This window comes from Qipengyuania sp. B-5, assembly GCF_056857815.1.
Map to the genome: position 1 here is coordinate 58,594 of NZ_JBSXNU010000033.1, position 25,608 is coordinate 84,201.

The 25,608-nt window shown below is 62.7% G+C and carries 26 protein-coding genes; 15 read left to right on the top strand and 11 right to left on the bottom strand.

Annotated elements, in window-relative coordinates; all coding sequences use genetic code 11:
- Positions 1–74: 74 nt before the first annotated feature.
- Genes AC13CE_RS04305 through AC13CE_RS04315 form a run of 3 tightly spaced genes read right to left on the bottom strand, consistent with a single transcriptional unit; the run spans position 75 to position 1,646 of the window.
- Positions 75–359, bottom strand: coding sequence for an NAD(P) transhydrogenase subunit alpha part 2 (locus AC13CE_RS04305; protein ID WP_160727349.1), 285 nt, complete (start codon positions 357–359; stop codon positions 75–77).
- Positions 360–383: 24 nt separating this feature from the next.
- Positions 384–1,508 (bottom strand): NAD(P) transhydrogenase subunit alpha, encoded by a 1,125-nt coding sequence (locus AC13CE_RS04310; protein WP_482971607.1) that lies wholly within the window; start codon positions 1,506–1,508, stop codon positions 384–386.
- Positions 1,509–1,520: 12 nt separating this feature from the next.
- Positions 1,521–1,646 carry an aa3-type cytochrome c oxidase subunit IV gene (locus AC13CE_RS04315; protein ID WP_221540340.1) on the bottom strand — a complete coding sequence of 42 codons (126 nt, stop codon included), beginning with the start codon at positions 1,644–1,646 and terminating at the stop codon, positions 1,521–1,523.
- A gap of 201 nt (positions 1,647–1,847) precedes the next feature.
- Between AC13CE_RS04315 and AC13CE_RS04320 the strand changes: the two genes are divergently transcribed.
- Entirely contained in the window at positions 1,848–3,263 is a 1,416-nt protein-coding gene (locus tag AC13CE_RS04320; protein ID WP_473822412.1) for a sigma-54-dependent transcriptional regulator, read from the top strand.
- Positions 3,264–3,393: 130 nt separating this feature from the next.
- Positions 3,394–4,173: an SDR family oxidoreductase gene (locus AC13CE_RS04325; protein ID WP_482971608.1), complete on the top strand. Its 780-nt coding sequence runs from the start codon at positions 3,394–3,396 to the stop codon at positions 4,171–4,173.
- Here the strand turns inward: AC13CE_RS04325 and folP are convergent.
- The 3 genes from folP to AC13CE_RS04340 all read right to left on the bottom strand — a co-directional run bounded on the left by folP (position 4,170) and on the right by AC13CE_RS04340 (position 7,554).
- On the bottom strand, positions 4,170–5,282 hold the full coding sequence (gene folP, locus AC13CE_RS04330; protein ID WP_482971609.1) for a dihydropteroate synthase: 1,113 nt from the start codon (positions 5,280–5,282) through the stop codon (positions 4,170–4,172). The genes AC13CE_RS04325 and folP overlap by 4 nt on opposite strands.
- Positions 5,283–5,610: 328 nt before the next feature.
- Positions 5,611–6,747: a DNA methyltransferase gene (locus tag AC13CE_RS04335; RefSeq protein ID WP_482971610.1), complete on the bottom strand. Its 1,137-nt coding sequence runs from the start codon at positions 6,745–6,747 to the stop codon at positions 5,611–5,613.
- 183 nt (positions 6,748–6,930) lie between these two features.
- A complete protein-coding gene (locus AC13CE_RS04340; protein ID WP_482971611.1) occupies positions 6,931–7,554 on the bottom strand; it encodes a ribonuclease HII in 624 nt (207 codons plus the stop codon).
- On the opposite strand from AC13CE_RS04340, the gene AC13CE_RS04345 reads away from it, so the two are divergent.
- The 6 genes from AC13CE_RS04345 (at position 7,553) to AC13CE_RS04370 (ending at position 12,595) form a co-directional block, all read left to right on the top strand.
- Complete coding sequence (locus AC13CE_RS04345) at positions 7,553–8,737, top strand: PQQ-dependent sugar dehydrogenase (protein ID WP_482971612.1); 1,185 nt, start codon at positions 7,553–7,555, stop codon at positions 8,735–8,737. The genes AC13CE_RS04340 and AC13CE_RS04345 overlap by 2 nt on opposite strands.
- Positions 8,738–8,786: 49 nt before the next feature.
- Positions 8,787–9,332, top strand: coding sequence for a GNAT family N-acetyltransferase (locus AC13CE_RS04350; protein ID WP_482971613.1), 546 nt, complete (start codon positions 8,787–8,789; stop codon positions 9,330–9,332).
- A gap of 28 nt (positions 9,333–9,360) precedes the next feature.
- On the top strand, positions 9,361–9,909 hold the full coding sequence (locus AC13CE_RS04355; protein ID WP_482971614.1) for a DUF1285 domain-containing protein: 549 nt from the start codon (positions 9,361–9,363) through the stop codon (positions 9,907–9,909).
- Positions 9,906–10,499: a CoA pyrophosphatase gene (locus tag AC13CE_RS04360; RefSeq protein ID WP_482971615.1), complete on the top strand. Its 594-nt coding sequence runs from the start codon at positions 9,906–9,908 to the stop codon at positions 10,497–10,499. The genes AC13CE_RS04355 and AC13CE_RS04360 overlap by 4 nt, the downstream gene beginning before the upstream one ends.
- A 116-nt stretch (positions 10,500–10,615) precedes the next feature.
- On the top strand, positions 10,616–11,791 hold the full coding sequence (locus AC13CE_RS04365) for a CCA tRNA nucleotidyltransferase (protein ID WP_482971616.1): 1,176 nt from the start codon (positions 10,616–10,618) through the stop codon (positions 11,789–11,791).
- Between the two features lie 255 nt (positions 11,792–12,046).
- Positions 12,047–12,595, top strand: a complete 549-nt coding sequence (locus tag AC13CE_RS04370) for a hypothetical protein (RefSeq protein WP_221540358.1) — start codon at positions 12,047–12,049, stop codon at positions 12,593–12,595.
- A gap of 77 nt (positions 12,596–12,672) precedes the next feature.
- Here the strand turns inward: AC13CE_RS04370 and parC are convergent, their stop codons facing one another.
- Complete coding sequence (gene parC, locus AC13CE_RS04375) at positions 12,673–14,973, bottom strand: DNA topoisomerase IV subunit A (protein ID WP_482971617.1); 2,301 nt, start codon at positions 14,971–14,973, stop codon at positions 12,673–12,675.
- Between the two features lie 226 nt (positions 14,974–15,199).
- Between parC and AC13CE_RS04380 the strand changes: the two genes are divergently transcribed.
- Both AC13CE_RS04380 and AC13CE_RS04385 read left to right on the top strand, forming a co-directional pair.
- Positions 15,200–15,766 (top strand): type 1 glutamine amidotransferase domain-containing protein, encoded by a 567-nt coding sequence (locus AC13CE_RS04380; RefSeq protein WP_482971618.1) that lies wholly within the window; start codon positions 15,200–15,202, stop codon positions 15,764–15,766.
- 173 nt (positions 15,767–15,939) lie between these two features.
- Positions 15,940–16,953 (top strand): DUF4349 domain-containing protein, encoded by a 1,014-nt coding sequence (locus AC13CE_RS04385; protein ID WP_482971619.1) that lies wholly within the window; start codon positions 15,940–15,942, stop codon positions 16,951–16,953.
- Here the strand turns inward: AC13CE_RS04385 and AC13CE_RS04390 are convergent.
- The 3 genes from AC13CE_RS04390 to AC13CE_RS04400 all read right to left on the bottom strand — a co-directional run bounded on the left by AC13CE_RS04390 (position 16,950) and on the right by AC13CE_RS04400 (position 19,697).
- Positions 16,950–17,276, bottom strand: a complete 327-nt coding sequence (locus AC13CE_RS04390) for a 2Fe-2S iron-sulfur cluster-binding protein (protein WP_473821628.1) — start codon at positions 17,274–17,276, stop codon at positions 16,950–16,952. The two genes, AC13CE_RS04385 and AC13CE_RS04390, sit on opposite strands and share 4 nt — an antisense overlap.
- On the bottom strand, positions 17,273–18,367 hold the full coding sequence (locus AC13CE_RS04395) for a cysteine desulfurase family protein (protein ID WP_482971620.1): 1,095 nt from the start codon (positions 18,365–18,367) through the stop codon (positions 17,273–17,275). Before AC13CE_RS04395 ends, AC13CE_RS04390 begins: the two co-directional genes overlap by 4 nt.
- 337 nt (positions 18,368–18,704) lie before the next feature.
- Complete coding sequence (locus AC13CE_RS04400; RefSeq protein WP_482971621.1) at positions 18,705–19,697, bottom strand: cysteine desulfurase family protein; 993 nt, start codon at positions 19,695–19,697, stop codon at positions 18,705–18,707.
- A 180-nt stretch (positions 19,698–19,877) separates the two neighbouring features.
- Between AC13CE_RS04400 and AC13CE_RS04405 the strand changes: the two genes are divergently transcribed.
- The gene (locus tag AC13CE_RS04405; protein ID WP_160727370.1) at positions 19,878–20,534 is read left to right on the top strand and encodes an alpha/beta hydrolase; all 657 of its coding nucleotides are present in this window, start codon (positions 19,878–19,880) and stop codon (positions 20,532–20,534) included.
- Between the two features lie 161 nt (positions 20,535–20,695).
- Entirely contained in the window at positions 20,696–21,373 is a 678-nt protein-coding gene (locus AC13CE_RS04410; RefSeq protein ID WP_482971622.1) for an energy transducer TonB, read from the top strand.
- 19 nt (positions 21,374–21,392) lie between these two features.
- Here the strand turns inward: AC13CE_RS04410 and AC13CE_RS04415 are convergent, their stop codons facing one another.
- On the bottom strand, positions 21,393–21,602 hold the full coding sequence (locus AC13CE_RS04415) for a hypothetical protein (RefSeq protein WP_221540376.1): 210 nt from the start codon (positions 21,600–21,602) through the stop codon (positions 21,393–21,395).
- 120 nt (positions 21,603–21,722) lie between these two features.
- Here AC13CE_RS04415 and AC13CE_RS04420 point away from each other — a divergent pair, with 120 nt between their 5' ends.
- The 3 genes from AC13CE_RS04420 (at position 21,723) to AC13CE_RS04430 (ending at position 25,604) form a co-directional block, all read left to right on the top strand.
- Positions 21,723–22,094, top strand: coding sequence for a DUF3597 domain-containing protein (locus AC13CE_RS04420; protein WP_473821863.1), 372 nt, complete (start codon positions 21,723–21,725; stop codon positions 22,092–22,094).
- 36 nt (positions 22,095–22,130) lie between these two features.
- Positions 22,131–23,969 (top strand): DUF885 domain-containing protein, encoded by a 1,839-nt coding sequence (locus AC13CE_RS04425; protein WP_482971623.1) that lies wholly within the window; start codon positions 22,131–22,133, stop codon positions 23,967–23,969.
- A 228-nt stretch (positions 23,970–24,197) separates the two neighbouring features.
- Complete coding sequence (locus AC13CE_RS04430; protein WP_482971624.1) at positions 24,198–25,604, top strand: DUF1570 domain-containing protein; 1,407 nt, start codon at positions 24,198–24,200, stop codon at positions 25,602–25,604.
- The last annotated feature ends 4 nt before the right edge of the window (positions 25,605–25,608 follow it).

The window sequence follows — 25,608 nt, forward strand, 5'->3', positions numbered from 1 at the left end:
CACTCTCGGCAAGCGCCGCGCGAAATGGACAGCGATCCCAGCTTTCGCTGGGATGACGGAGAATAGCGAACCCATCACTTCTTCTCCTTCTTCTTGTACATCGCGAGCATACGTTCGGTTACCGCGAAGCCGCCGAAGATATTGACGCTCGCCAGCACTACACCCAGCAAACCGAGCCACTTGGCGACTTCGCTGCCCGCCTCTGCCGCCGCGATCAGCGCGCCGACAATGATCACACTCGAAATCGCATTGGTCACCGCCATCAGAGGTGTGTGTAGCGCAGGCGTGACCGACCAGACTACGTAGTAACCGACGAAGCAGGCCAGCACGAAAATCGACAGGATCGAAATGAAGTCCATGTGTGGCCCCTCCCCGGGCCGGATCTATTGCGCGGTCAACCTCTCGTTCACGACCTTCCCGCCCTGCGTCAGCCGGACGGCATCGCCGATTTCCTCGTCCAGCACGGGCTTGCCCTGCTCCTTGTCCCAGAAGGCCGAAAGGAAATTGTAGAGGTTACGCGCGAACAGCGCAGAGGCGTCGGCGGCGAGGTGCCCGGCGGTATTCGAATAGCCGACAATTTTCACGCCATGCTTCTCGACCGTCTGGTCGGGCTGCGAGCCTTCGACATTGCCGCCCTGCGCAACGGCGAGGTCGAAAATCACGCTGCCCGGCTTCATCGTCGCAATCTGCGCGTCCGAAATCAGTTTCGGCGCGGGCCGCCCCGGAATGAGCGCGGTGGTGATGACGATGTTCTGCTTGGCGATATGGCTGCTGACCAGTTCGGCCTGCGCCTTCTGGTATTCCTCGCTCATTTCGGTGGCATAGCCTCCCGAACCTTCGCCCTCGATGCCAGCCACGTTCTCGACGAAGATCGGCTTCGCCCCGAGCGATTGAATTTGTTCCTTGGTGGCGCTGCGCACGTCCGTTGCGCTTACCTGCGCGCCCAAACGCTTGGCGGTGGCGATCGCCTGCAGCCCCGCCACGCCTACGCCCATCACGAAGACCTTGGCCGCCTGCACCGTACCGGCGGCGGTCATCATCATCGGAAAGGCGCGACCATACTCGTTCGCAGCGGTGAGCACCGCCTTGTATCCGGCAAGGTTCGACTGGCTGGAAAGCACATCCATGCTTTGTGCGCGAGTGATGCGCGGCATGAACTCCATGCTCAACGCCTCGAAACCGCCCTTGGCATAAGCCTCGACCCGATCCTTCTCGCGAAAGGGATCGAAGGTCGCCGCGACCCAGGCTCCCGGCTTCGCGCCGGCCAGCGCCATGACGTCGGGCGCCTGCACCGCGAGCACGATGTCCGCCCCTTCGACCACCTTGGGCGCAGGGACCACCTCGGCCCCTGCTTCCCGGTAGGCTTCGTCGGTGATGGAAGCGGTAATGCCCGCCCCTTCCTCGACCGCGACCGTGGCGCCCAGAGCGGCGAATTTCTTCACCGTTTCGGGCGTGATGGCGACCCGGCTTTCACCGGGCGCACGCTCCCTGAGCACCGCGATCCGCATGGGCACCTGTGCTTAGCTGGAAATCAGGATAACGACGACGGCCGTGATCACGGCCAGCAGCGGGACGGCCCATTTGAGCATGTCGATGAAGGAACTGTAGGTCTTCTTGTGCGCCTTCATGTCGTTGGCGGAATCCATATGCGTAGTATCCTTGCTTGGATTGGTTTTGCAGGCGGGGTCTATAATGCGTGTTGCAAATCGACAAGGGCATTGGCTCGGGCTTCCCCCACCCGCCTCTCGCCGGACTCGCGGTTAATCCTGCCTTTACCAGTCTGCGCTACCGTTTTCACTGAAATGCGCTTGCCATTCTCGGTTCGCGCAAGAAGGAGCGAGAGCGCAATGGCGACAGACGAAGCACGCCTGCTGATGCTGGTCGATGACGAGCCTGCCCAGGCCCGCGTCATTTCCTCGCTCGCCGCTCGCGAAGGCTGGCACGCCTTGGCCGTAGATAGCTGTGATGCTGCGCTCGAACTGCTCGACTCCCCGCAAGGACTGGAGGTCGAAACAGTCTTGATCGACGGCCGCGTGCCGGGTGAACATGCCTGCGAATTCATTCGCCGGGTCAAATCTCAGCGACCCGAGGTCAGCGTTCTCATGCTGACGGCAAGCACCTCTCCCCTGCTGGCGGTCGAGGCCATGCGGGCCGGCGCCAACGATTATCTTATCAAACCCGTCACGCCGGAGCGCCTTGCCGTCGCGCTCAAGAGCACCACGAGACTGGCTACGGCGCGCGACGAATTACAGCCGCTGTCCGAGAAATTCTCGCCCATCCTCGAATTCGATGCCATGGTCGGCACCGACACGCACTTTCGCACTGCCCTGGCCAGGGCGGCCACGGCTGCCCGCGGGCATGGCCATGTTCTGGTCGAGGGCGAAAGCGGTACCGGCAAGGAAATGCTGATCCAGGCGATCCAGCATTCGTCGACCCGCAACAAGGCCCCGTCGCGCCTCGTGAAATGCGAGGGGCTGCAACATAACACGCTGGAATCGCTTCTGTTCGGCCATGAGAAAGGCGCCTTTGCCGGAGCTTTCGATCGGCAGGAAGGTGCGCTGGCTGCCTGCGACACAGGAACCCTGATGCTCGACGGGATCGACACTCTCGCCCAAGACCATCAGGATCGGCTTGCCGATGTGCTGGATACCGGGATCGTGCGCCCGACCGGCGCTGCGCACGGGTTCAAGATCGATATACGGATCATCGCCTCATCGAACAGGCCACTGGATGTGCTGGTCGAAGATGGCCAGTTCTCGCCAGCACTTTACAAGAAGCTCTCCGCCACCCGCATCGTCATGCCCCCGCTGCGCGAGCGGGTGGGAGATATCCCGGCCTTGACCCGCTATTTCCTGGCCGAAATCGGCGAGCTTGAAGGCATGAGCCACCATTCGATCGCCGATAGCGGCCTGTCGCTGCTCGAAGCCTATGACTGGCCGGGCAATGTTCGCCAGTTGCAGACCGTGTTGTTCCGGGCCTGCGTCCACGAACGCCGCGAATCGCTCACCGCGCACAGCTTCCCGCATCTCGCCGAGCTTTTCGGCGATGCCGACCGGGGCGAAAGCCGCGCCCGCGGCCTGGGCGTGCTGCTCTACGAAGACGACGGCAATATCCGCCCGCTGGAGGAAATCGAGGCCGACATCATCCGTCTCGCCATCGGGCACTATCGCGGCAAGATGACCGAAGTCGCCCGAAGGCTCGGCATCGGCCGCTCGACGCTCTATCGCAAGCTGAGCGAACTGGGCATCGACAACGCGGCCTGAGCTTGGCAAAATGCGGCCACGCATTCGAGGAGCAAGTCAGGTGAACTAAGGCAACCGCCACAGCGGATATCCATTGCCCGGGCCCATTTTGGTCCGATCTGCCACACCTGAATCTCCCGAAAGTTACGATATGCAAAAACTGAAAGATTCGCTGTGCGTGGTCACCGGCGGTGCCCGCGGCATCGGCAAAGCGGTTTGTGCCGCATTTGCCAAAGAGGGCGCGCACGTCGTGCTGACCGATATCGACGAAGCCGAAGGTAGGAAAGCGGCCGAAGAGACTGGCTGCGAATTCGCGAAGCTGGATGTCTCCAGCGAAGCCGACTGGGCCGCTTTCGCCGAACGTTTCCCCGCCATCGACGTGCTGGTCAACAACGCCGGCATCACCGGCTTCGAGGACGGCCCCGCCGCCCACGATCCGGAGAATGCCAGCCTCGCCGAATGGCACCGCGTCCACGCGGTCAACACCGACGGCTGCTTTCTCGGCTGCCGCTATGCCCTGCGCGCCATGAAGGCGAAAGGCGAAGGGTCGATCATCAACATGTCCTCGCGATCCGGCCTCGTCGGCATTCCCGGCGCGGCGGCCTATGCGGCGAGCAAGGCGGCGATGCGCAACCACACCAAATCGGTGGCGCTCTATGCCGCGCAGCAGGGTTGGAAGATCCGCTGCAACTCGGTCCACCCCGCCGCCATCCTCACCCCGATCTGGGAGCCGATGCTGGGCGACGGGCCCGATCGCGACGTGAAGATGGCAAAGCTCGTCGCGGACACGCCGCTCAAACGCTTCGGCACGGTGGAAGAGGTCGCCGCGCTATGCGTCTATCTCGCCTCTCCCGAAAGCGCCTATATGACCGGCGCCGAACTGACGCTCGATGGCGGTCTGCTGGCGGGAAGCGCCGCTTCGCCCGGCTAGTTCGGCAAATCCCCGAAATCGGTCAGCGCCGCATCGCGCAAGCCGCGCCAGACATTGCGCGCCTGGACGGTTTCGGGGACATCGTGGACGCGGTGCAGCTGGACCCCCGCATCCATCCCCTTGAGCGCCAGCGCGACACTGCCGCCGAGCCGCTGGTCTGCCCCCGCCTCGTTGGACAAAGCCCCGATCATCCGCTTGCGGCTTGCGCCGAGCAGCAGCGGATGGCCGAGTGCATGGAACAGCGGCAAGGCATTGAGAAGCAAGAGGTTATCGGCAAGACTCTTGCCGAAGCCGATACCGGGATCGAGCAGGATATGGCCCGCCTCTATCCCCGCCTCCAGCGCAGCATCGCGGCGACTGCGAAGCTCGTCGAAGACGTCGAACACCACGTTCGTATAGTGTCCGCCCTCGTGCAAATCCTCGCCCTTACCGGGCGCGTGCATCAGGATGACCGGGCAACCAGCCTTGGCAACCACTTCTGCAGAGCGCGGATCGTAGGTGAGGCCCGAGACGTCGTTGACCAGGCTCGCCCCGGCACCCAGCGCAGCTTCCATCACCGCCGCCTTGCGCGTGTCCACGCTGATCGCAGCGCCCATTGCGGCGCACATCTCGATCGCGGGAACGACCCGTTCGATCTCGTCGCCTTCCCACACCGCTTTCGCGCCCGGCCGCGTGCTTTCGCCGCCCACGTCGATGATCGCAGCCCCCGCTTCAAGCATGCGCGCGGCCTGTTCGCGCTGCACATCGGGTTTGTCCATGAACTCGCCGCCGTCGCTGAAACTGTCGGGGGTGACGTTGAGGATGCCCATCACCTGCGGCTGGTCGAGGCGGATGGTGCGCTCCCCCAGCTTGAGCGCCGGATGCGCCAGCGTGAGATTGGCCCATTGCTGCTCCGCATCGGTCGCCACCTCGTCGGGAAGTTGCCCCAGCACTTCCCCGATCGTGTCGGGCGCAGCAAGCCAGCGTTCGACAATCCGGCCATCGCGCCGCAGCACCACCGCAAAACGGCTGGCATAAACCATTCCGCCGCCCAGCCGGATGGCATTGCCATGTTCCGATTGGGGTCCGGGGACGAAGCCGATGGGGCGGATGTAAATGCGGTCGGTCATACGGGGAACTCTATTGCAAGCCGAGACATGGACCGGGTGTTACACTGTCCAGGGGCAAAAACAGTCGGCTTGTGCAAAAAACCGTCAACTTGTGAAAATAGGCGTCGGCTTGCGCCGCGACGGTGTCGGCTTGTGCACCCGATCTGACAGCTTGCCTTGGGCTGCATGTCGGCTTGCACAGTTTCACGCGCAAACGGGTGCGGCCATGGTCGCCCACAAGGCGGAAGAAGGGCATTTCGGTCATGGCCCTGGTGGTAGCGTGTTGCGGCGGAGTAGGACAGCGCGCTCACTCAAACAGGATCCGGGGTGACAGGGATTTGCCCTTCCCTCAGTCCTCCATCGCCAGCAGGTACAGCTGCCGCGCGGCATCGATGGGTTTCACTTCGCCGCGTGCCTCGTAATGCCAGAAGGTCCAGCCGTTGCAGCTGGGGGCGCCCTGCAGGTCCTTGCCGAGGCCGTGGATGCTGCCGGTCTGCTTGCCGATGGCCAGTGAGCCGTCCGCGCGCACAGTTGCGGACCAGCGGCGTTTCTTGTCGAAGACTTCCGTGCCCGGAGCGATGAAACCATTTTCCACCAGTGCGCCGAAGGCCACCTTGGGGGCGCTGCGGCCCGCCTGCATGGTGGTGAGCGCGCTTTCGTCGAGGGAGAGTTCCCTTTCGATCCGCTTCAGCGCGGCATCGCGATAGACGCTTTCTCGCTCGCAGCCGATCCATTCGCGGCCCAGGCGCTTGGCCACCGCGCCGGTGGTGCCGGTGCCGAAAAAGGGATCGAGCACCACGTCGCCACGCTCCGTCGTCGACAGCAGCACACGGTAGAGCAGCGCTTCGGGTTTTTGCGTCGGGTGAACCTTGTGCCCGCCCTCTTTCAGACGTTCCGCCCCGTTGCAGATCGGCAGGACCCAGTCGCTGCGCATCTGCAGTTCGTCGTTCAGGGTCTTCATCGCGCGGTAGTTGAAGTGGTATTTCGCCTTCTCGCCCTGCGAACACCACAGCAGCGTCTCATGCGCATTGGTGAAGCGGGTGCCGCGGAAATTGGGCATGGGGTTGGACTTGCGCCAGACGATGTCGTTGAGGATCCAGAAGCCCAAGTCCTGCAGGATCGCGCCGACGCGGTAGATGTTGTGATAGCTGCCGATCACCCACAGCGCACCGTCGGGCTTGAGGATGCGTTTCGCCTCGGTCAGCCAGTCCCGCGTGAAATCGTCATAGATCTTGAAGCTGTCGAACTGGTCCCAGTGATCGGTCACCGCGTCGACATGGCTGCCGTCGGGCCGGTTGAGATCGCCGCCGAGCTGGAGATTGTACGGCGGGTCGGCGAAAACGAGGTCGATCGAGCCGCTGGGGATCGAGCGCATGGCTTCCACGCAATCGCCATCGAGGATCTGCCCGAGGGGCAGTTCCACCGAAAGCTGTTTCTGTCTTGCCGGCGCCTTGGCGCGCGGTTTCGTGGTCTCAAGGACCGCCATGCCGATACCCCCGTCTGAAGTTATCCACAGGGTGAGTCCAAATGGATTCCGGGTCAAGTCAGTTGTTTAGGCACGCTCTCTAAAGATGGTGTTAACCATGCGAGAACGAAACGAGTCCCCCACCAGATGTTGAGTCCGCCTGCCGCAGACGGACTCCAGATGGTGGGGTGTGGCGTTAAGGACTCAGATAAGATTCATCTGGCTGACAGGCGCGAAGCTGCGGCGGTGCAGCGGCGTCGGGCCGTGGACGCGCAGCGCTTCCATGTGTTCTTTCGAGCCATAACCCTTGTTCCGGTCCCATCCGTAGTGCGGATGGTTCAGGGCCGCCTGCACCATCAGCCGGTCGCGATACTCCTTGGCGAGGATTGATGCGGCGGAGATGCAGGCTTCCTTCCCGTCCCCCCCCACGATCGCCCGCGCCGGCCAGCGCCATTCGCTGCGGCGGCCGGCCGGCGTGAGGTTGCCGTCGATCAGCACCTCCACCGGTTCGCAGTTCAGCGCCTCGATCACGCGCTGGGTGGCCAGGGTCATGGCAAGCATGGTCGCACCGAAAATATTGAGCCGGTCGATCTCTTCCGGCCCGACCACCGCCAGGCCCCAGGCGCAGCGGCGCTGGATTTGCGGCTCCAGCTTGGAACGTCGCGCCGCCGAAAGCTTTTTTGAATCATCGAGGCCGCCGGGGCAGGGCTTGCAAAGCACCACGGCCGCCGCGACTACGGGCCCGGCCAAAGGGCCGCGCCCGGCCTCGTCCACCCCCACCACCAGCGGGGCGCCGCGAAGTCCATTTTCGGGAGTTGAAGCGAACATGAAACGTCTATCGATCCTTGCTGCCACTCTATCTCCGCTGTTGATGGCGGCAAGCTGCGGAGGCAGTTATTCCACCGGTGGATCGGGCGAGGACGCCACTTCGACCCCCAGCCCCTCCGGAGATTTCGATGGAAATTTCGCCATCGCCGAACACGGCACATTCGACGAACCCTGGGCTTCGGCCTTCATTCCCGGCACTTCGATGCTGTTCATCACGGAAAAACCGGGCACCGCGAAAATCTATGATACGCAGAACAAACGGCTGATTACCGTCAGCGGTTTGCCGCAGGTCGATTACGGCGGACAGGGCGGCCTTGGCGATGTTGCCTTCCTGCCTTCCGAGAGTTCGACCACGATGGACCACAGGACGATCTATCTCAGCTGGGCCGAAGCCGGAACCGGCGATACGCGCGGAGCGGCAGTGGGGCGCGGGGAACTCGTCTGCGCCCAGGCCGATGCCTGCGCCATTCAGGGCCTCGACGTGATCTGGCGCCAGACGCCCAAGGTAACGGGGCGCGGCCACTATTCGCATCGTATCGTCTTCAGCCCCGACGAACAGTACATGTTCGTTTCCAGCGGTGACCGGCAGAAGATGACCCCCGCGCAGGACACGTCGAACACGCTCGGCAGCATCGTACGGCTCAATCTCGACGGTTCGGCCGCCGCTGGCAATCCGCTGGCCAGCGAGGGCAGCCCGTCGGACGAAATCTGGGTCTACGGGACGCGCAATATCCTGAGCATGGATTTCGACGATCAGGGACGCCTGTGGGAAATCGAACACGGTCCGCAGGGCGGTGACGAGCTCAACCTCGTCGAGCGCGGCGCGAATTACGGCTGGCCCGTCCGCTCCAACGGCATTAATTACGATGGCAGCGATATTCCGGACCATTCGGCGGATGATGGTTTCACCAAGCCGGTCATCAGCTGGACCCCGGTGATCGCGCCGGGCAACATGATCTTCTACGGCGGCGATTTGTTTTCGGGCATGGACGGCGATCTGATCGTGGCCGGGCTGAAGACGCAGGCACTGATCCGGATCGCCTTCGACGGCACCAATGCCCGCGAAGTCGCGCGCTATGACATGGGCGAACGTATCCGTCAGGTCGTCGAAGGACCCGATGGCGCGCTCTGGGTGCTGGAAGACGGCGAAGGCGGGCGGCTGCTGGAACTTCGCCCCGAGTAAGCCAAAATTGATCGACAGCCATGGGCCGCGCTTCTAAGCGGCGCGGCCCATGGCGACTCTCGTTCCCCTGTCCGCGGTCGATCCCGCATTGCTCGAGCAATTGCTCGACGCCGCTTTCGGCGACGGACGTCACGCGCGCACCGCCTATCGCATCCGCGAAGGCGTGGAATGGTTGCCCGGCCTCAGCTTCGCCGCGCTCGACGAGGACGATTACCTGGCGGGTTCGATCCAGCTCTGGCCGGTCGCGCTCACCGATCCCAAGGGCCGCCCCCATCCGCTGATCATGGTCGGGCCGGTGGCAGTGATGCCCGGCCGGCAGGGCGAGGGCTTCGGCAAGGCGCTGATGGCCGCGAGCCTCGGGGCGATCGACGCGGCATTCGAGGACGGCGCCCCGCCCTATCCGCAGGTGATGATCGGCGATCCCGACTATTACGACCGCTGGGGTTTCACCGCCGAACATACCGGCGACTGGCATTGTCCCGGCCCGTTCGAACGCCACCGGCTGCTGCTGCGGACCGGGAACCCCGCGATCCTGCCCAGCGAGGGGATGCTCGGTCCCTGGACGGCGGAAACGAGCGAGCACTTGGCGAAATAGCCGCGCTCTGCCATCGGTCTTCCTACCGATGGTCTATACTCCGCCCCCAGAACTCGCCGGAATGTCGCTCGCCCAGATTGCCGAGGCGGTGGCCGAACGCCGCCTGCCTCCGGTAGAGCAGTGGTCCCCCGACAATGTCGACGACAGCCACATGAAGATCGAGGCGGACGGGACATGGCTTCATGACGGCAGTCCGATCACCCGCCCCGCGATGGTGCGCGCCTTTTCGGGCCTGCTCAACCGCGAGGATGACGGCAGCTACTGGCTGGTCGTGCCCTATCAGAAGCTTTCCATCGAAGTGGAAGACGCATGTTTCATCGCCACCGACGTGAGTCGCAAGGACGGCGATCTGGCCTTCCGCCTCAACACCGACGAACTGGTGGTCGCGGGACCGGACAACCCGATCCGCGCGGCGGGCGATCCCGAACAGCCTGCCCTTTACGTCTACGTCCGGCGCGGCTGCGAAGCGCGGCTGAACCGTTCGACCTACGAACAACTCGCCAGGATCGCGCTGGCTGAGGGCGAAGACTGGACCGTGACCAGCGGCGGGGAGAGCTTTTCGCTGCTGCCCGAATGAGCGATCTGTTCGACCGCCTGACCGAACTGTTCGAGCAGGGCCACGCCCGCGATCTCGGCGATTTGCTGTCGGACGAACGCTTCGCCGATCTCGACCGGACCGCCGATGCCGCCGTCCTGATTGCGGTGACCGAACGCGAGAATCCCACCGTCCTCCTGACCCAGCGTCCGCGCACCATGCGCGACCACCCGGGGCAGGTCGCCTTTCCCGGCGGGAAGATCGACAAGGGCGAGGGTGCGGTGGAGGCGGCGCTGCGCGAAGCCTGGGAGGAGCTGGGCATCGAGCGCGAGAAAGTGCGCGTGATCGGCACCACCGATCGTTACCAGACCGGCACCGGCTTCGACATCACGCCCGTTCTCTCCACCGTGCCCGCAGACCTGCCCATTCGGCCTGACCCGCGCGAGGTGGAAAGCTGGTTCGAGGCCCCGCTCGATCACCTGATGGACCCGGCGCGCTGGAACGAGAACGAGGTTTTCTGGAAGGGCGCGATGCGGCGCTATTACGAGATGGACCACCAGGGCTACCGCATCTGGGGCGTGACGGCGGCCATCTGCATCAATCTCTCGCGTCGTCTGGCGTGGTTCGACTAGAGGCAAACCTCCGGAACCGTTCGCCCTGAGCTTGTCGAAGGGCCGCACTTCACTTAGGCGCTGCATCCGCAGGAAAGGACAGTGCTTCGACAAGCTCAGCACGAACGGAATTCAGGTTGGCCACTTTACCTTCAGCGGACTGGACCAGGCGCGACGATCTCGCGCAACTGATCGGCGCCCTGGGCACCGACAACGCGCGCTATGTCGGCGGCGCGGTGCGCGACACACTGCTCGGCAAGGACATCCAAGATATCGACATCGCCACGCCGCTGCTTCCGGGCGAGGTGATCGATCGCTGCAGGGACGCCGGTATTCGCACCGTGCCCACAGGTATCGACCACGGCACCGTGACCGCAATCCTGCCCGATGGTCCGGTCGAGATCACCACCCTGCGGCAGGATATTTCGACCGACGGCCGCCGCGCCACGGTCGCCTTTGCCCAGGACTGGCGCGAAGATGCCGCACGGCGCGATTTCACCATCAACGCGCTTTATGCGCACCCGGAGACACTGGAGATCAGCGACTATTTCGAGGGGCTGGAAGACCTCGAGAAGGGCCGCGTGCGCTTCATCGGCGATGCCGCCGAGCGCATTCGTGAAGATCACCTGCGCATCCTGCGTTATTTCCGCTTCCAGGCTCGTTTCGGTGACGCGCTGGACGACGAGGCGGTCATCGCCTGCCGCGAATTGGCGCAGACCCTCAAGGGCCTGAGCCGCGAACGTGTCGCGATGGAACTGCTGGCGATACTTGCCCTCCCCGATCCTTCGCCCACTATCGCCCTGATGAAGGAAACGGGAGTGCTCGAGGTCATCCTGCCCGAGGCCCGGGCTCGCGAGACGGAGTGCCTGCAGCGGCTGGTCGAGACCGAAAGCCGCGAAGCGATTCCCGGCGATCCGGTCCGCCGCCTCGCCGCGCTGCTTCCTCCGATCGCCAGCGTTGCCGAAAGCGTGGCAGCGCGCCTGCGTCTCTCGCGCCAGCAGCGCTCGCGGCTCGTCTGCGCCGCCGAACGGAAAGATACGGACGCGGAGAAACCTGCCGGCCTCGCCTATTACGAAGGCCTCGAAGGCGCGCGCGACCGGCTGCTCCTGCAGGGACACGGCATTGCAGCGCTCGCTGGGTGGGAGACGCCCGAACTGCCCCTCAAGGGCGGCGAGATCGTCGAACGCGGTGTCGCCAAGGGGCCGCAGGTGGCAAAAACCCTCCAAGCGGTGGAGCGGCGCTGGGTCGAGGAAGGCTTTCCCGATCGCGCCCGGGTGATGCAATTGCTCGAGGAAGAGCTGGCATCCCCGTGATGCACCGCAACATCGCGGCCCAGGCCCGTTACAACGGGTCCTTCATCTACGCTTAAGCTGCAATGCAGCATAAGACGGGGCATAGCGGTTGCCACCCGGCAATCCTCTTGGCATAGAGCATGCCGCTTCCCCGGGAGGGGGCACGCGGCGCTAGTTCGGGACATCCACTCTCGTTGTCGCTCTAACCACCAGATCCGCTTGCGGCGTGTTCCACGCGTTGCGGACGTGTAAGTTTAACGTGTCTTGGAGATTATCATGAAACTCGCGAAGCTGGCCGTTGCCGCCGTCGCCCCCCTTGCCGTTCTGGCTGCCAACCCCGCGCTTGCCAATGAACAGGTCGTCGTCGGCGCCACCGTATCCGGACCCGAAGGCAATGCCGTCGGCACGATCGTCACCGTCGAAAATGGCCAGGCCATTCTCGATACCGGCAAGCACAAGGTTCCGCTGGGGATCGACATGTATGGCGAAGGCGAAACCGGCCCGACCATCACCGTCACCAAGGCGCAGCTCGACAGCATGATGGATGCGCAGGTAGCGGAAGCCGAAGCGAAGCTCGATGCCGCGCTCGTCGTGGGTGCCGAAGCGATGGATGCCGAACACGCCCCGCTCGGGACGATCCTCGAGATCGATGGCGATAACATCGTCATCGCCCGCGGCGGTGACGAAATGGACAAGGTCACCCTCCTGCGCGAACATTTCGCCGTGGGCGATCATGGCCTGATGGCGCTGCTCACCAATGCGCAGATCGAAGCCGCCATGGCGCAGACCGCGCCCGCAGGTGGCGGTGCCAGCGCAGGCGAATAAGAGATCTTACGAGTTCCCTGGGAAACCAGGGTCGCAAGGGACCGGGGGTGCGGCAACGCGCCTCCGGTCTTTTCGTATCAGCCGAACTTGTTGTCGCGGGGGAAGCCTTGCGGAGGCAGCCTGCCCGCTCCTCCGCGCGCCACCTTCCACTGCCACATCTCTCCTTCGGTCCGCGTGCGGCCTTCCTTGCCGCCCATGGTCCAGCTGAGTCCTTCTTCCATCTTGAAGGTCGTGGCGTCCGACAGGCCGCCGTCGCGATAGTTTTGCAGCTTGTTGCCCTGCCCGCGCGACATCTGGGGCAGTTCTTCCAGGTTGAAGACCACCAGCTTGCGGTTTTCGCCCACCACCGCGACATGGTCGTGTCCCTGCTCGATAGGACGCACCACCCGCAGGACCGCGTCGCCGGGCAGGTTCACCACCTGTCGGCCCTTGCGCGTTTCGGCGAGGAGATCGTCGGTTACCGCCGCAAAGCCCTTGCCCGTGCTGGCGGCCAGCAACAGGCGCTTGCCCTTTTCATGGACCACCAGGGCAATGATCTGCGCGCTGGTTTCGATGTCCAGCGTATTGCGGACCGGTTCCCCGAAACCGCGCGCGCCGGGGAGCTTGTCCGCCCCCAGCGTGAAGAAACGCCCGTTGTCCGCAGCCAGCAGCAGCTTGTCCGTCGTCTGCGCGTGGATCACGAAGGCGGGACCATCGCCTTCCTTGTACTTGAAGTCCTGCTCCAGCGGCAGGTGCCCCTTGGCCCCGCGGATCCAGCCCTTCTGCGACAGGATTACCGTCACCGGCTCCTTCTCGATCATCGCGTCCATGCTGAATTCGACTGCCGGGGCGGCCTCGGCGATGGTGGTGCGCCGCTTGCCGAGCGCGGTGTCCTCGCCATATTCCTTGCGAAGCGCATTAAGGTCGCGCTTCAGCCGCGTGCGCTGGCGGGCGGGCGAGCCGAGCAGCTTGTCGAGTTCATCCTTTTCCTTGAGCAGCTCGTCCTTTTCGTTGCGAAGCTGCATTTCCTCCAGCTTGCGCAAGGACCGCAGCCGCATGTTGAGGATCGCCTCGGCCTGCCGGTCGGTGAGCTTGAACTCCTCCATCATCAGCGGCTTGGGTTCGTCCTCCGTGCGGATTATCTCGATCACCCGGTCGAGGTTGAGGAAGGCGATGATATAGCCCTCGACCAGTTCCAGCCGACGCGCAATCTGGTCCAGCCGGTGCTGGCTGCGGCGCTGCAGGATGCCGATCTGGCTGACGATCCAGTTGTCGAGCAGTTCCTTCAGCCCCATCACCATCGGCGTGCGCGTATGGTCGAGCACGTTGAGGTTGAGGCCGAAGCGCGTTTCCATGTCGGTGAGCTTGTAGAGGCTTTCCTTCAGCAGCTCCGGATCGACATTGCGGCTGCGCGGGATCAGCACGATGCGCACCTCCGTGTCGCTTTCGTCGCGCACATCTTCGAGAATGGGCAGTTTCTTGTCGCCGATGGCCGCGGCGATCTGTTCGATCAGCTTGCCCTTCTGCACCTGGTAGGGGATTTCGGAAATCACCAGCTGCCACTGGCCGCCGCCAAGCCGCTCGATACCCGCCTCGCGGTCCTCGGCCTTCTCGGCCTCGGCTGCATGGAACCGCCCGCGCACGCGGAAGCTGCCGCGTCCCGTTTCATAGGCCTGGCTGATCGTCTCCGCGCTTTCGGGCACGACGCCGCCGGTGGGAAAATCGGGGCCTTTGAACAGTTCCATCAGCCGCGCATGCTCGACATGCGGATTGTCGATCACTTCCAGCGTCGCATCGACGATCTCGGCCACATTGTGGCTGGGAATATTGGTCGCCATGCCCACCGCGATCCCGCTGGCGCCATTGGCCAGAAGGTTCGGGAAGAGGCCGGGCATGACCTCGGGCTCTTCTTCTTCGTTATTGTAGGTCGGAATGAAATCGACCGTGCCCGCGTCGAGGCCTTCCATCAGCCGCATCGCGGTCTTGGTCAGGCGCGCTTCGGTGTAACGATAGGCGGCGGCGTTATCGCCGTCGATATTGCCGAAGTTCCCCTGCCCCTCGACCAGCGGGTAACGCAGCGCAAAATCCTGCGCGAGGCGGACCATCGCATCATAGGCGGCGGTGTCGCCATGCGGGTGATACTTACCGATCACCTCGCCGACCACGCGGGCCGATTTCTTGAACCCGCTGGCCGGGTCCAGCTTGAGCTGCCGCATGGTCCACAGCAGGCGGCGGTGGACCGGCTTCAGCCCGTCGCGCAAATCGGGCAGCGAACGTGCCGTGATCGTGGAGAGCGCATAGACGAGGTAGCGCTCGGACAGGGCGGAATCGAAGGGTGCGTCGACAATGGCATCGAAGGGATCGCTAGCGTCGTCGAGAGTCTTGTCTTTAGTCGTCATGAACTACCCAAGTTTCCGTTCGCCCTGAGCTTGTCGAAGGGCAGTTTTTGCTACCCGCGCCGCACGCGAAGAAGAAGTGCGGGGCTTCGACAAGCTCAGCCCGAACGGGCCTGTGAGATGAATCTGTAGCCCGCCCTATCACCGCCACGGCTCGGCTGTCACCGCGGAACGGCGCGTCATCCCCACACGTTGCAAGGGTAACACCAAATCAAGGAGCATCCCTCTCATGACACACCACACGAAACGCGTAATGATCCTCGCCACCGACGGCTTCGAACAGTCCGAACTGATGAAGCCGAAAGCCAATCTGGAAGACGCTGGTTTCGAGACCATTGTCGTCAGCCTCGAGAAGGGCGAAATCAAGGGCTGGGACCAGAAGGACTGGGGTGACAGCGTATCGGTCGACAAGACGGTCGACGAAGTGACCGACTGTTCCGATTATGACGCATTGCTGCTTCCCGGCGGCCAGATGAACCCCGACATCCTGCGCATGAACGAACGCGCCGTTGCCCTCGTCCGCGAATTCGGCGCGTCGGACAAGCCGATCGCCGCGATCTGCCACGCCCCCTGGCTGCTGGCGGAAGCCGACCTCATCAAGGGCAAGACCGTGACCAGCTGGCCCTCGATCCGCACCGATCTGAAGAATGCCGGCGCCAATGTGGTCGACAAGGAAGTCGCCATCGACGGCAAGCTGATCACCAGCCGTAATCCGGACGATATCCCGGCCTTCAGCAAGGCGCTGATCGAGATGCTGGGAGAAAGCGCAGACAAGCGCGAGCTTGAATCGGCATAAATACCTAATTCAGAACACTTTCACGGGCCCTGCCGCAACGCGTCGGCAGGGCCTTTTTCTTTGAACGAATTGACCCTATTCCACTATAGGATATGTTGTACCATAAATGAGAGGTTGCAATTACGGCAAAAATAAGGCCAAAATAGGGCAGAAATATGGTGAGGAGAGATTCGATGATAAAGCGTTCCTGTTGGCTGGTCGGACTGTCCGGCCTTGTCCTGGCGTCTTGCGGCGAATCCGGCAGCGAAACCGTTGCCGAACGGGTCACGACCGTGGATGTCGAGGAAGCGCCGCAAGGCGAGTTCGGTTTTAGAGAGTCGATGAACGACAGCGCTTCCCCGCCGCCTGCCGCAGTTGCTCCCCCGCCGCCACCCGCACCGCCGGGCTCACAAGTCGATACGAACATCGACACCCCTCCCGTTGTCGGCAGCTCTGTCCCCGTCGGCATGCCGCAGGTTGCCTATAGCTATGCCTTCGGCTTCCGCGTCCCTGCAGACCTCATCCGCCCCATGCAGGAAAAACATGCCGACATGTGCGAGGCCAAAGGTCCGCAGGTCTGCCGGATCGTCTCTATGAATTCGGGCGAGAGCGAGGGCGACTATGCCTATGGCAGTCTCCAGCTTGCAATTGCGAGCGAGGAAGCACGCACTTTCGGAAAGGCGCTGACTGCCACGTCGGAAGGGATGAAGGGCGAACTCGTGTCGTCTTCGATCGAAGGTGAGGACCTGTCCAAGCGGATCGTGGATACCGAAGCCCGGCTGCGCGCCCGCACCGTGCTGCGCGACCGCCTGATGGAGGTGCTGCGCAACCGCACGGGTACGGTGGCCGAGCTGGTCGAAGCCGAACGCGGGGTGGCGCAGGTCAATGAAGAGATCGACCAGGCCCGCAGCTGGCTCAACGAGATGCGCGGACGGGTCGCCTATTCGACCATGACGCTGGAATATGAAGCCGGTACGCCCAGCGAAGGCGGGTTCGTCGATCCGATCCGGAACGCATGGGGCTCGCTCGCCACAATCTTCGGCAATCTGATCGCGATCCTGATGGTTGTCGGCCTCGTCATCCTGCCGATCGGGCTGATGGTTTGGGGCGCGGTCCGGCTATTCAAACGGGTGGGCCTGTCGTCGTCCAATGGCAATGAATGGCTGCCGTCGAGCACGCCGGCAGAAGACGAAACCAAGTCCGGCTAGCGGCTCATATCGTGACTTTCGGCGGGGATGGTGACGGTCAGGCCGTCCAGTTCCTCGCCCAGCACGATCTGGCAGGAGAGGCGGCTGGTGCGGCGCACGCCGGCGGCGAGGTCAAGCATGTCTTCCTCCTCCTCGCTGGCTTCGGCAAGCCTGGCGAACCAGTCCTTGTCCACCACCACGTGGCAGGTAGAGCAGGCCATCTGGCCTTCGCAGGTTCCTTCCAGCGGCATCCCCGCAGCCTGCGCCACGCGCAGCAGCGTGTCGCCCGCCTCGGCCTCGGCATCCACGCGCCCGCCGTCGGAAGTGATGAAATGGACTTTCACAGGCTGCCCTGCGCCCTGGCCGCTTCGTTGATCATCCTGCCCGCTTCCTCGATCTCCTCGAGCGTCGTGTAGCGTCCGAAGCCCAGCCGGATCGAAGTCTTCGCGAGCTTCTTGGGCAGGCCGATCGCTTCCAGCACATGGCTGGTACGGCCGGATCCGCTGGCGCAGGCCGAACCGGCGGAGAACATCACGTCGCGGCATTCGCTCATCAGGCGGTTCACATCGAGCCCGCCGCCATTGGGCCCCCGTGGACGGATGTTCAGGTTGCCGTGCCAGCGCGCCTCGGCACTGCCGTTGAGCTCCCAGTCCTCGAAAATCTCGCGGGCGCGTTTCCACAGCTGCTCGATGTGTTCAGCGTCCTGATCAAGCGCTTCATTCGCAAGCACAGCAGCTGTTCCCATGCCCGCAATCAGGGCCGGTGAAAGCGTGCCGGAACGCAGGCCATACTCCTGCCCGCCCCCGGTCTGCACTTCCCGAAGGTCAAGCCCGTCGCGAATCCACAGTGCGCCCACGCCCTTGGGCCCGTGGAACTTATGCGCCGAAATCGCGATCATGTCCGCGCCGGTCACCTCGATCTTGCCATAGGCCTGCACCGCATCGCAGAGATACAGTGCATTGTTTTCCTTTGCTTTCCTGTGCCATTCGAGAGTCGGCTGGATCGTGCCGATCTCGTTATTTACCTGCATCAGACAGACCAGCCGCGTGTCGGCCGGAAGGTCCTGCTTCGTATTGCACTGCCCGTTCTTGGCGACATTGAGGACATGGCATTCGCCCGCATCACGCGCGGTATCGAGCACGGCGGCATGCTCGATAGCTGAGACCGAGACCGTCCCGCCTTTCCCGGAACCTCGAATAGCCAGATTGATCGCCTCGGTCGCGCCCGAGGTGAAGATAACCTTCCCCCCTGCCGGGAACAGCGCCGCCACCTGCTCGCGCGCGAATTCCACCGCCGCCTTCGCCTGTCGGCCCAGCTTGTGCGGGCTATGCGGATTGCCGAAGCCGGTTCCGCACGGCCCGTCGAGCCAGCGCAGCATCGTATCGCGCGCCTCGGGGGCAAGCGGAGTGGTGGCCTGATAGTCGAGGTAGATCATCGCCGCTGGCACCCGGTACGCGGGTGACGAAGTTTACACCCTGTCACGCGTTTCCAGTATGCCGAAATCCGCAGAAATGCTTGATTTTTCGCCCATTTGTTGTGGGTGACACTTGCGGCATGCAGCGGGGGGGAGGTGATATCGGGCATTGCCGAAAACCTGCCTTGTTGCGGCTTTGTAGGAAAGGGAATTGTTCTTTCGGTCATCGAGATCGGTAATTTGAGGGCAAAGCCCCTTATCCAATCGTGCTGAGCTTGTCGAAGCACTGCCCTGCTTTGCTTCAAGTGGAGCGCTAGGAGAAAGTGCAGCCCTTCGACAAGCTCAGGGCGAACGGACATTATTGTTTCGCCAGATCGAGCCATACCTCGCAGAAGCGTTCCACTTCGGCGCGCGCGGTGTTCCAGCCGAAGCTGGCACGAATGGTCCGGTCGGCCACATCGGGTTCAACCTGCATCGCCTGCAAGACGTGACTGGTCTTCATCGTACCACTCGAACAGGCGGAGCCCTGCGACACGGAAATTCCCGCCATGTCGAAGCGCATGACCTGCGCGCTGCCGCTCATCTTCGGCATGGCGATGGCGCGGACATAGGGCGTCGGATCGGACAGCCGGTCGGACAGCCATGTACCGCCAAGGTCGCGGCATTGCTGCGCCAATTGCTCGAGCGGTTCCAGCGTGGCCCTATCGAGATAAGGATCGCCACAAGCCTCCAGTGCCGCCGCCAAGCCGAGCACACCGGGCAGGTTCTCGGTACCCCGCCTGTAGCCTCGCTCCTGTCCGCCTGCAGGTTCGAGCATGGCGAAATCCTTCACGAGCAGCGCGCCAACCCCGATCGGCCCGCCGAATTTATGCGCAGAGATGATCGCCATGTCGCAGGGTGGAGGCGCAAACCTGCCCGCGCCTTGCGCGCAATCGGCGAGCAGCAATCCCCCAGCCTCGCGGACCTGCCCCGCAATCGTGGCGAGATTCTGCAGGTTTCCGGTTTCGGAATTTATTTGCTGGACGGCGACGAGCGGCCGTTCGCGCTGCACTGCCTCCCCCAGCACTTCGAAATCGAGCGCACCATCGGGCCGCACCGGCAGCCGCTCCGCATCGGGCGCAGCTTTTAGAATCGCATCATGCTCGACGGCTGAAACCAGCCGCGCACCCGCCTTCGCATGACCCAGCGCAAGCGCCGCCGCCTCGCTCGCGCCGGAGGTGAAGATCACCTCGCCCTCCCAGCCGAGCGCGCGCTTCACCCGCTCGCGTGCATCCTCCAGCGCCGCCCGCGCCTTGCGGCCTTCGGCATGCGGACTGCTCGGATTGGCCCAGAGCGCGAAGCCTTCTTCCATCGCGCGCCTCGCCTCTGGGCGCAGCGGTGTGGTAGCGGCATGATCGAGATATATGCGTGTCGGGACTGGACGTGCTCGAATTAATTGCGAAACGGAGACAAAACCCTATATAGCGCGCAACCTCGTGCAAGCCCCCTTGGGGGCCAGCACCCCGAAAATATCTGCCAGGGTACCTCTCCCATGCCGACCGTGATCTTTCCCGGCCCCGAAGGCCGCCTCGAAGGCCGTTTCTCTCCCGGACCGCGTCCGCGCGCGCCCGTTGCGATGATCCTCCATCCACATCCGCAAGGCGGCGGTACGATGAACGAGCAAATCACGCAGCGTCTGTACAAGACCTTCGTGAACCGCGGTTTCGCCACACTGCGCTTCAATTTCCGCGGCGTAGGCCGCAGCCAGGGCAGCTTCGACAATGGCGTCGGCGAATTGTCCGATGCCGCCAGTGCGCTCGACTGGGTGCAGCAGGTTCACCCAGAAGCGCAGGTGACGTGGATCGCTGGCGTCAGCTTCGGTTCGCTGATCGGAATGCAGTTGCTTATGCGCCGTCCGGAAATCCGCGGGTGGATCAGCATCGGCGCCCCGGCGAGCATGTACGACTTCTCCTTCCTCGCGCCCTGCCCGGCTTCCGGCATCTTCATCCACGGCGCGCAGGATACGGTGGTCCAGCCCAATGCGGTGACCAAGCTGGTCGAAAAGCTGCGCACGCAGAAGCACATCACTGTGCATCACGAGGAAATCCCCCGTGCCAACCACTTCTTCGAAAACGAGCAGGAAGAACTTATGAAGTCAGTCGACAATTATCTCGACTTCCGTCTCGATCCGGCGTGCCCGATCACCTGAGGCCATCGGGTAATTGCAAATGTTTTAAAGGGCCCGCATGTCGGGCCCTTTTTCTTGCCCAAAATGCACCCGCGACTTTGCAAAATCCGAAAAACCTTGCCTAAAATTTGTTATGTTGTAACGTTCCCGATTATAAGAGTCGCAAGGAAGAGGAGCCGACCATGTCATTCGTAGATCAGAAGCGGGGTCCGTCACCCACTGGTATCGCCAGCGCGGTCATCGTGCAGGCCGCGATAGGTGCAGCGGTCATTACCGGACTGTCTGTGGCAGGAGGCGTAGTTGAACCGCCAGAGATTTTGGACACTTGGGACGTAAGGCCCACCCCACCGCCCGAACCGGAGCCAATACCGGAGCCCCAGACACAGCAGCAACCCGAAGTGGCTTCACAACCTCCGATCACCCAGCCCACTCCGCCAATCGATTTCGAATTGCCCAAGGCAACGTACGAAACGACCGAGAAGATTGTCGAGCGTCCGATAATTGTCGACACGCCGCGTGTAGACACGAAGCCACCCGCACCCCCTGCGCCGGTGCCTTCGTTCAGTCCGATCTCCGCCAAGCCCCGCAACGATCCGGGTGCGTGGCTGTCCGATCGCGATTACAAATCGGCCTGGGCCCGTCGCGAACTGACCGGCGTGGCAAGTTTCCGGCTCGACATCTCGCAGACCGGGAAAGTGACAGGCTGCCGGATCACCGGATCGACCGGGCATTCCGAACTTGATCAAGCGACCTGTAGCCTGGTTCAACGCCGGGCCCGGTTCGAGCCGGCCCGCGGCAGCAATGGCGAGCCTGTTGCGGGAAGCTACAGTTCTTCCGTGCGCTGGCAGTTGCCCGAATAGCCCTTGCCTTAAATACCCGTCACGGCGAGCTCCGTTCGACTTTCTCGAGCGGGGCTTCGCCGTCTGCGGCAGGCACGGTCCATATAGCCACGTTGACCAGCGCCACCAGCGCCAGGATCACCATGAGCATCGCATTCTTCATATTCCCCGTGCGCCGCCACAGCAGGAAGGCGCCGAAGAACAGCGCGATGGCGGCAAGGACGACGATGGAGAGGACGACATCGAGCATGGCCGCCTCCCTAGCCGCGCATGGGCGATTCGGGAAATGCCCGGGAACCTGCGACTGGACCTTCCGTTTATTGCCCCATAGGCTGGCATTCTGGCGCAGTACCATTCGGGAGTACGATACATGGGCATTTTCAGCAGCATCAAGAACGCGATTTTCGGTAAGGACGATGAAGTCAAGGAAGCACCGAAAACCCCCAGCCCCGATCAGGCGCGGGTCGATGCTCCTCAACAGAAACCGAAGCCCGTTATCGATGTTGCGAACCACCTCGATTCCATGCCCGGGGCGGATCGTCTCAACTGGCGCACATCGATCGTCGACCTGATGAAGCTGATCGGAGTCGATTCCAGCTACGAGAACCGCAAGGCATTGGCACAGGAGCTGGGCCGGGCAGATTATTCCGGCAGCGCCGAGGACAATGTCTGGCTGCACAAGCGCACCATGCGCGAATTATCGGCCAATGGCGGCAAGGTTCCGGCCGAGTTTCTCGATTGATTTGACAGGTTTAAGCGGGTCGCCCAAACATCCCGCATGAACAGATACAGCTTCGAAGCCAGCCGCCGCCAGGTTCTCGCCGGACTTGGTGCGACCACCGCTCTCACCCTCTCGGGCTGCGCCACCATGCCTCGCAGCGCCGGGACACAAAGCGCGGAAGCGCTGCTGGAAGATGTCGCTTACAACCTTCTCGAGCATGAGCCGGAACGCGCAACCGGCCTGGGCGTGGATACCGGACAATACGCTTACCTGCGCAGCCGGCTCGAAGACCAGTCCCCCGCCGGCCAGCAAGCCTATGCGGACACGCTCCGCAGCGATCTCGCGCGCCTGCGCGCCTTCCCTCGCGACGGTCTAGACAGCGAAAACCTGACCAATATCGAAGTGGTCGAAAGCGCCTACCAGCTCGCACTGGACGGCTTTGCCCTGCCCTATGGCGATACCCCTGTCGGCAACTGGCGCACGGCGCCTTATGTGGTGATCCAGAACGTCGGCGAATACATTGGCCTGCCGCGCTTCATGCAGTCGACCCATATGGTCGAGAATGCTTCGGACGCCGATAGCTATATCGAAAGGCTCGAACAGGCCCCTGCGACATTCGACGGCGAACTTGCTCGCATCCGGGCAGCGCGTGGAATGGGGGTCGTGCCGCCCGACTTCCTGCTCGACAAGACTATCATGCAGATGGAGCAGACCATCGCCAGTGCCGGGAAGGGCGAACTCTTTGCCGCCGACCTGCGCAGCAAGCTTGCAGAAGCAGGCCTGCCCGAAACCCACGCCGATCGTGCCCTGGCGCTTGAAACGGGGCCGATTGCCGAGGCGCTCTCGCGCCAGCTTGCCGAACTGAAAGCCGAACGTGCCGTCGCCACCGGTGATCCGGGCATTTCGGCACGCCCCAATGGAGAGGAATTCTACGCCTGGGCGCTGCGTAACAGCACTACGACCACGCTTTCGGCCGACGAAGTCCACCGGCAGGGGCTGGAAGAGCTCGAGGCGCTCCACGCCCGTATGGACCCGATCCTGCGCAAGATCGGTTACACCGATGGCAGCGTGGGCCAGCGCATGACGGCCCTGTCGGAAGACCCGCGCTACAAATTCGCCGAAGGCGATGCGGGCCGCGAACAGATCATGGAATTTATCGACGAACGTATCGAATGGATCCGCGCGCAGATGCCGCGCGCCTTCAATACTCTGGTCGATCCCAATCTCGAAGTCGTCCGCATACCGCCCGCCGAGGAAGCCGGGGCTCCGGGCGCCTATGGCGGGGCCGGCAGCAAGGATGGCACGATCCCTGGTCGCTTCTGGATCAATTTGCGCAGCACCGACCTGCATCGGAAATACGATCTCGCCGATCTCACCTATCACGAGACCATCCCGGGCCACGTCTGGGAGGGCGAATATTCGAATCGCCTGCCGCTCATCCGCTCGATCCTGGCCTTCAACCCGTTCAGCGAAGGCTGGGCGCTATATGGTGAGCAGATCGCCGACGAACTGGGAGCATACGACGGCTTCGAGGTCGGCCAGCTGGGCTACCTGCAGAGCCTCGCCTTCCGTGCCTGCCGCATGGTGGTGGACACCGGTCTTCACTCCAAGGGCTGGAGCCGCGAACAAGGCCGCCAGTTCTTCATCGAGCGCAACGGGTCCAAGCCCGAGGAAGTCCAGAGCGAGGTCGACCGCTATTGCAGCTGGCCAGGCCAGGCGACCGGTTACAAGCTCGGCCACAGCCGCATCGTTTCCCAACGTGAACGCGCTCAGCGCGAGCTGGGGCCCGCCTATGATTTCAAGGCATTCAACGATGCGGTGGTCCTCGGCGGCAATGCCCCGATGAACGTGATGGAACGCAATGTGGGAAGGTATATCGACAACGCCCGAAGTTAACCCCTTTCCCCCTTCCAGTATTCGCCTTGCTTGCTAAGGTAACGCGGACACTGAGGGGGGGTAAAACATGAAATTGCGGGTCGCTTTGCTGGCTATGATTGCCGCCGCTGCTTCGCCTGCGCAGGCGAATGGTATGAGGCGAGCAGCGAGCACTTCGTTATTTATGCCGACGACAGCGAAAGAGACATTCGCGAGTTCGCAGAGAATCTGGAAAAATATCATTCTGCCATGGTACTGGTGAGCGGCCGCTCCGTAGTAGCCCCCAGTCCCTCCAACCGCGTCACGATCTTCGTGGTCGGAAGCCAGCGGGACATTCGCAAGCTCTCCGGATCGGACAGCAAATCGATCGCTGGATTTTATGTCCCGAGAGCAGGCGCCTCTCGCGCCTTCATGCAGGATATTCGCAACCGGAGTAACGGTTATCCAGACTTCTCGACAGTTATCCTGCTCCACGAATACGCACACCACTTCCTGATTGGCAGTTCGCGATACGCGATGCCCCGATGGATGAGCGAAGGGGCGGCGGAATTCTTCGCGTCGGCCGGATTTAACAAGGACGGCAGCGTCCAGATCTGCCGTCCAGCAATGCACCGTGCAGGGGAATTGCACTATGCGGACGAGGTCTCGGTGCATGAATTGCTCGATGCAGAATTATACGAGCAGCGTCGGAGGAAGGGATACGATGCCTTCTACGGCATGAGTTGGGCCTTGTATCATTATCTGATCTTCGGCGAAGAACGCAAAGGCCAGTTGGACGAATATGCGGGCCTCGTGATGCAGGGGAAAAACTCGCTTGAAGCCGCCAAGGAGGCTTTCGGCGATATCGATGTGCTCGACAAGGAAGTCGAACGTTATCTCAGGCAACGAAAGATGTTCAACATCAAGCTTCCGCCTGAAAGAATATCATATGGGCCGATATCGCTGCGTGAACTTCCCGAAGGCGAGGCGGAAATGATGGACGTCCGCATCGTTTCACAACGCGGCGTTACCCGGGAACAGGCGCTGGAACTCGTTGTTGAAGCGCGTGAAATTGCGACGCGATTCCCGAACGATCCTGGCGTACTGACCGCGCTCGCCGAGGCCGAATACGATGCGGGGAACGACGATGCGGCCATAACGGCGGCCGACCGTGCGATCACCATCGATCCGCAACAGCCCAACGCCTATGTCCAGAAAGGCTACGCCCTGTTCCGCACGGCTGAAGACGCGGACGATCTGGATAGGGCTTATGGCGATGCGATGAAGGCATTCAGTGCGCTCAACAAGATCGAGAACGACCATCCCTTACCGCTGATCTACTACTACCGCAGCTTCCTGGAGCGCGGTGTTCGCCCGAATGAAAATGCGCGACATGCACTCGAATGGGCCTCGCGGCTTGCACCCTTCGATCAAGGCCTTGCGATGAACGCAGCCCTGATGTTCGCCGAGGAAGGAAAGATTGGACTTGCCAAGTTCACGCTAGAACCGCTTGCGACCAATCCTCACGGCGGTTCGCTTTCCGAGCAAGCCCGAGACTATCTCGATATGCTGGAGTTGGCGGAGGAAGGCACGAGTTGGCACCCCGGTGCGACCATCTTGACCAAGGCTGTGGTAGATGCGGAGAAGCCGGGTGAATCAGGCAATGCCGAGGACTGAGACG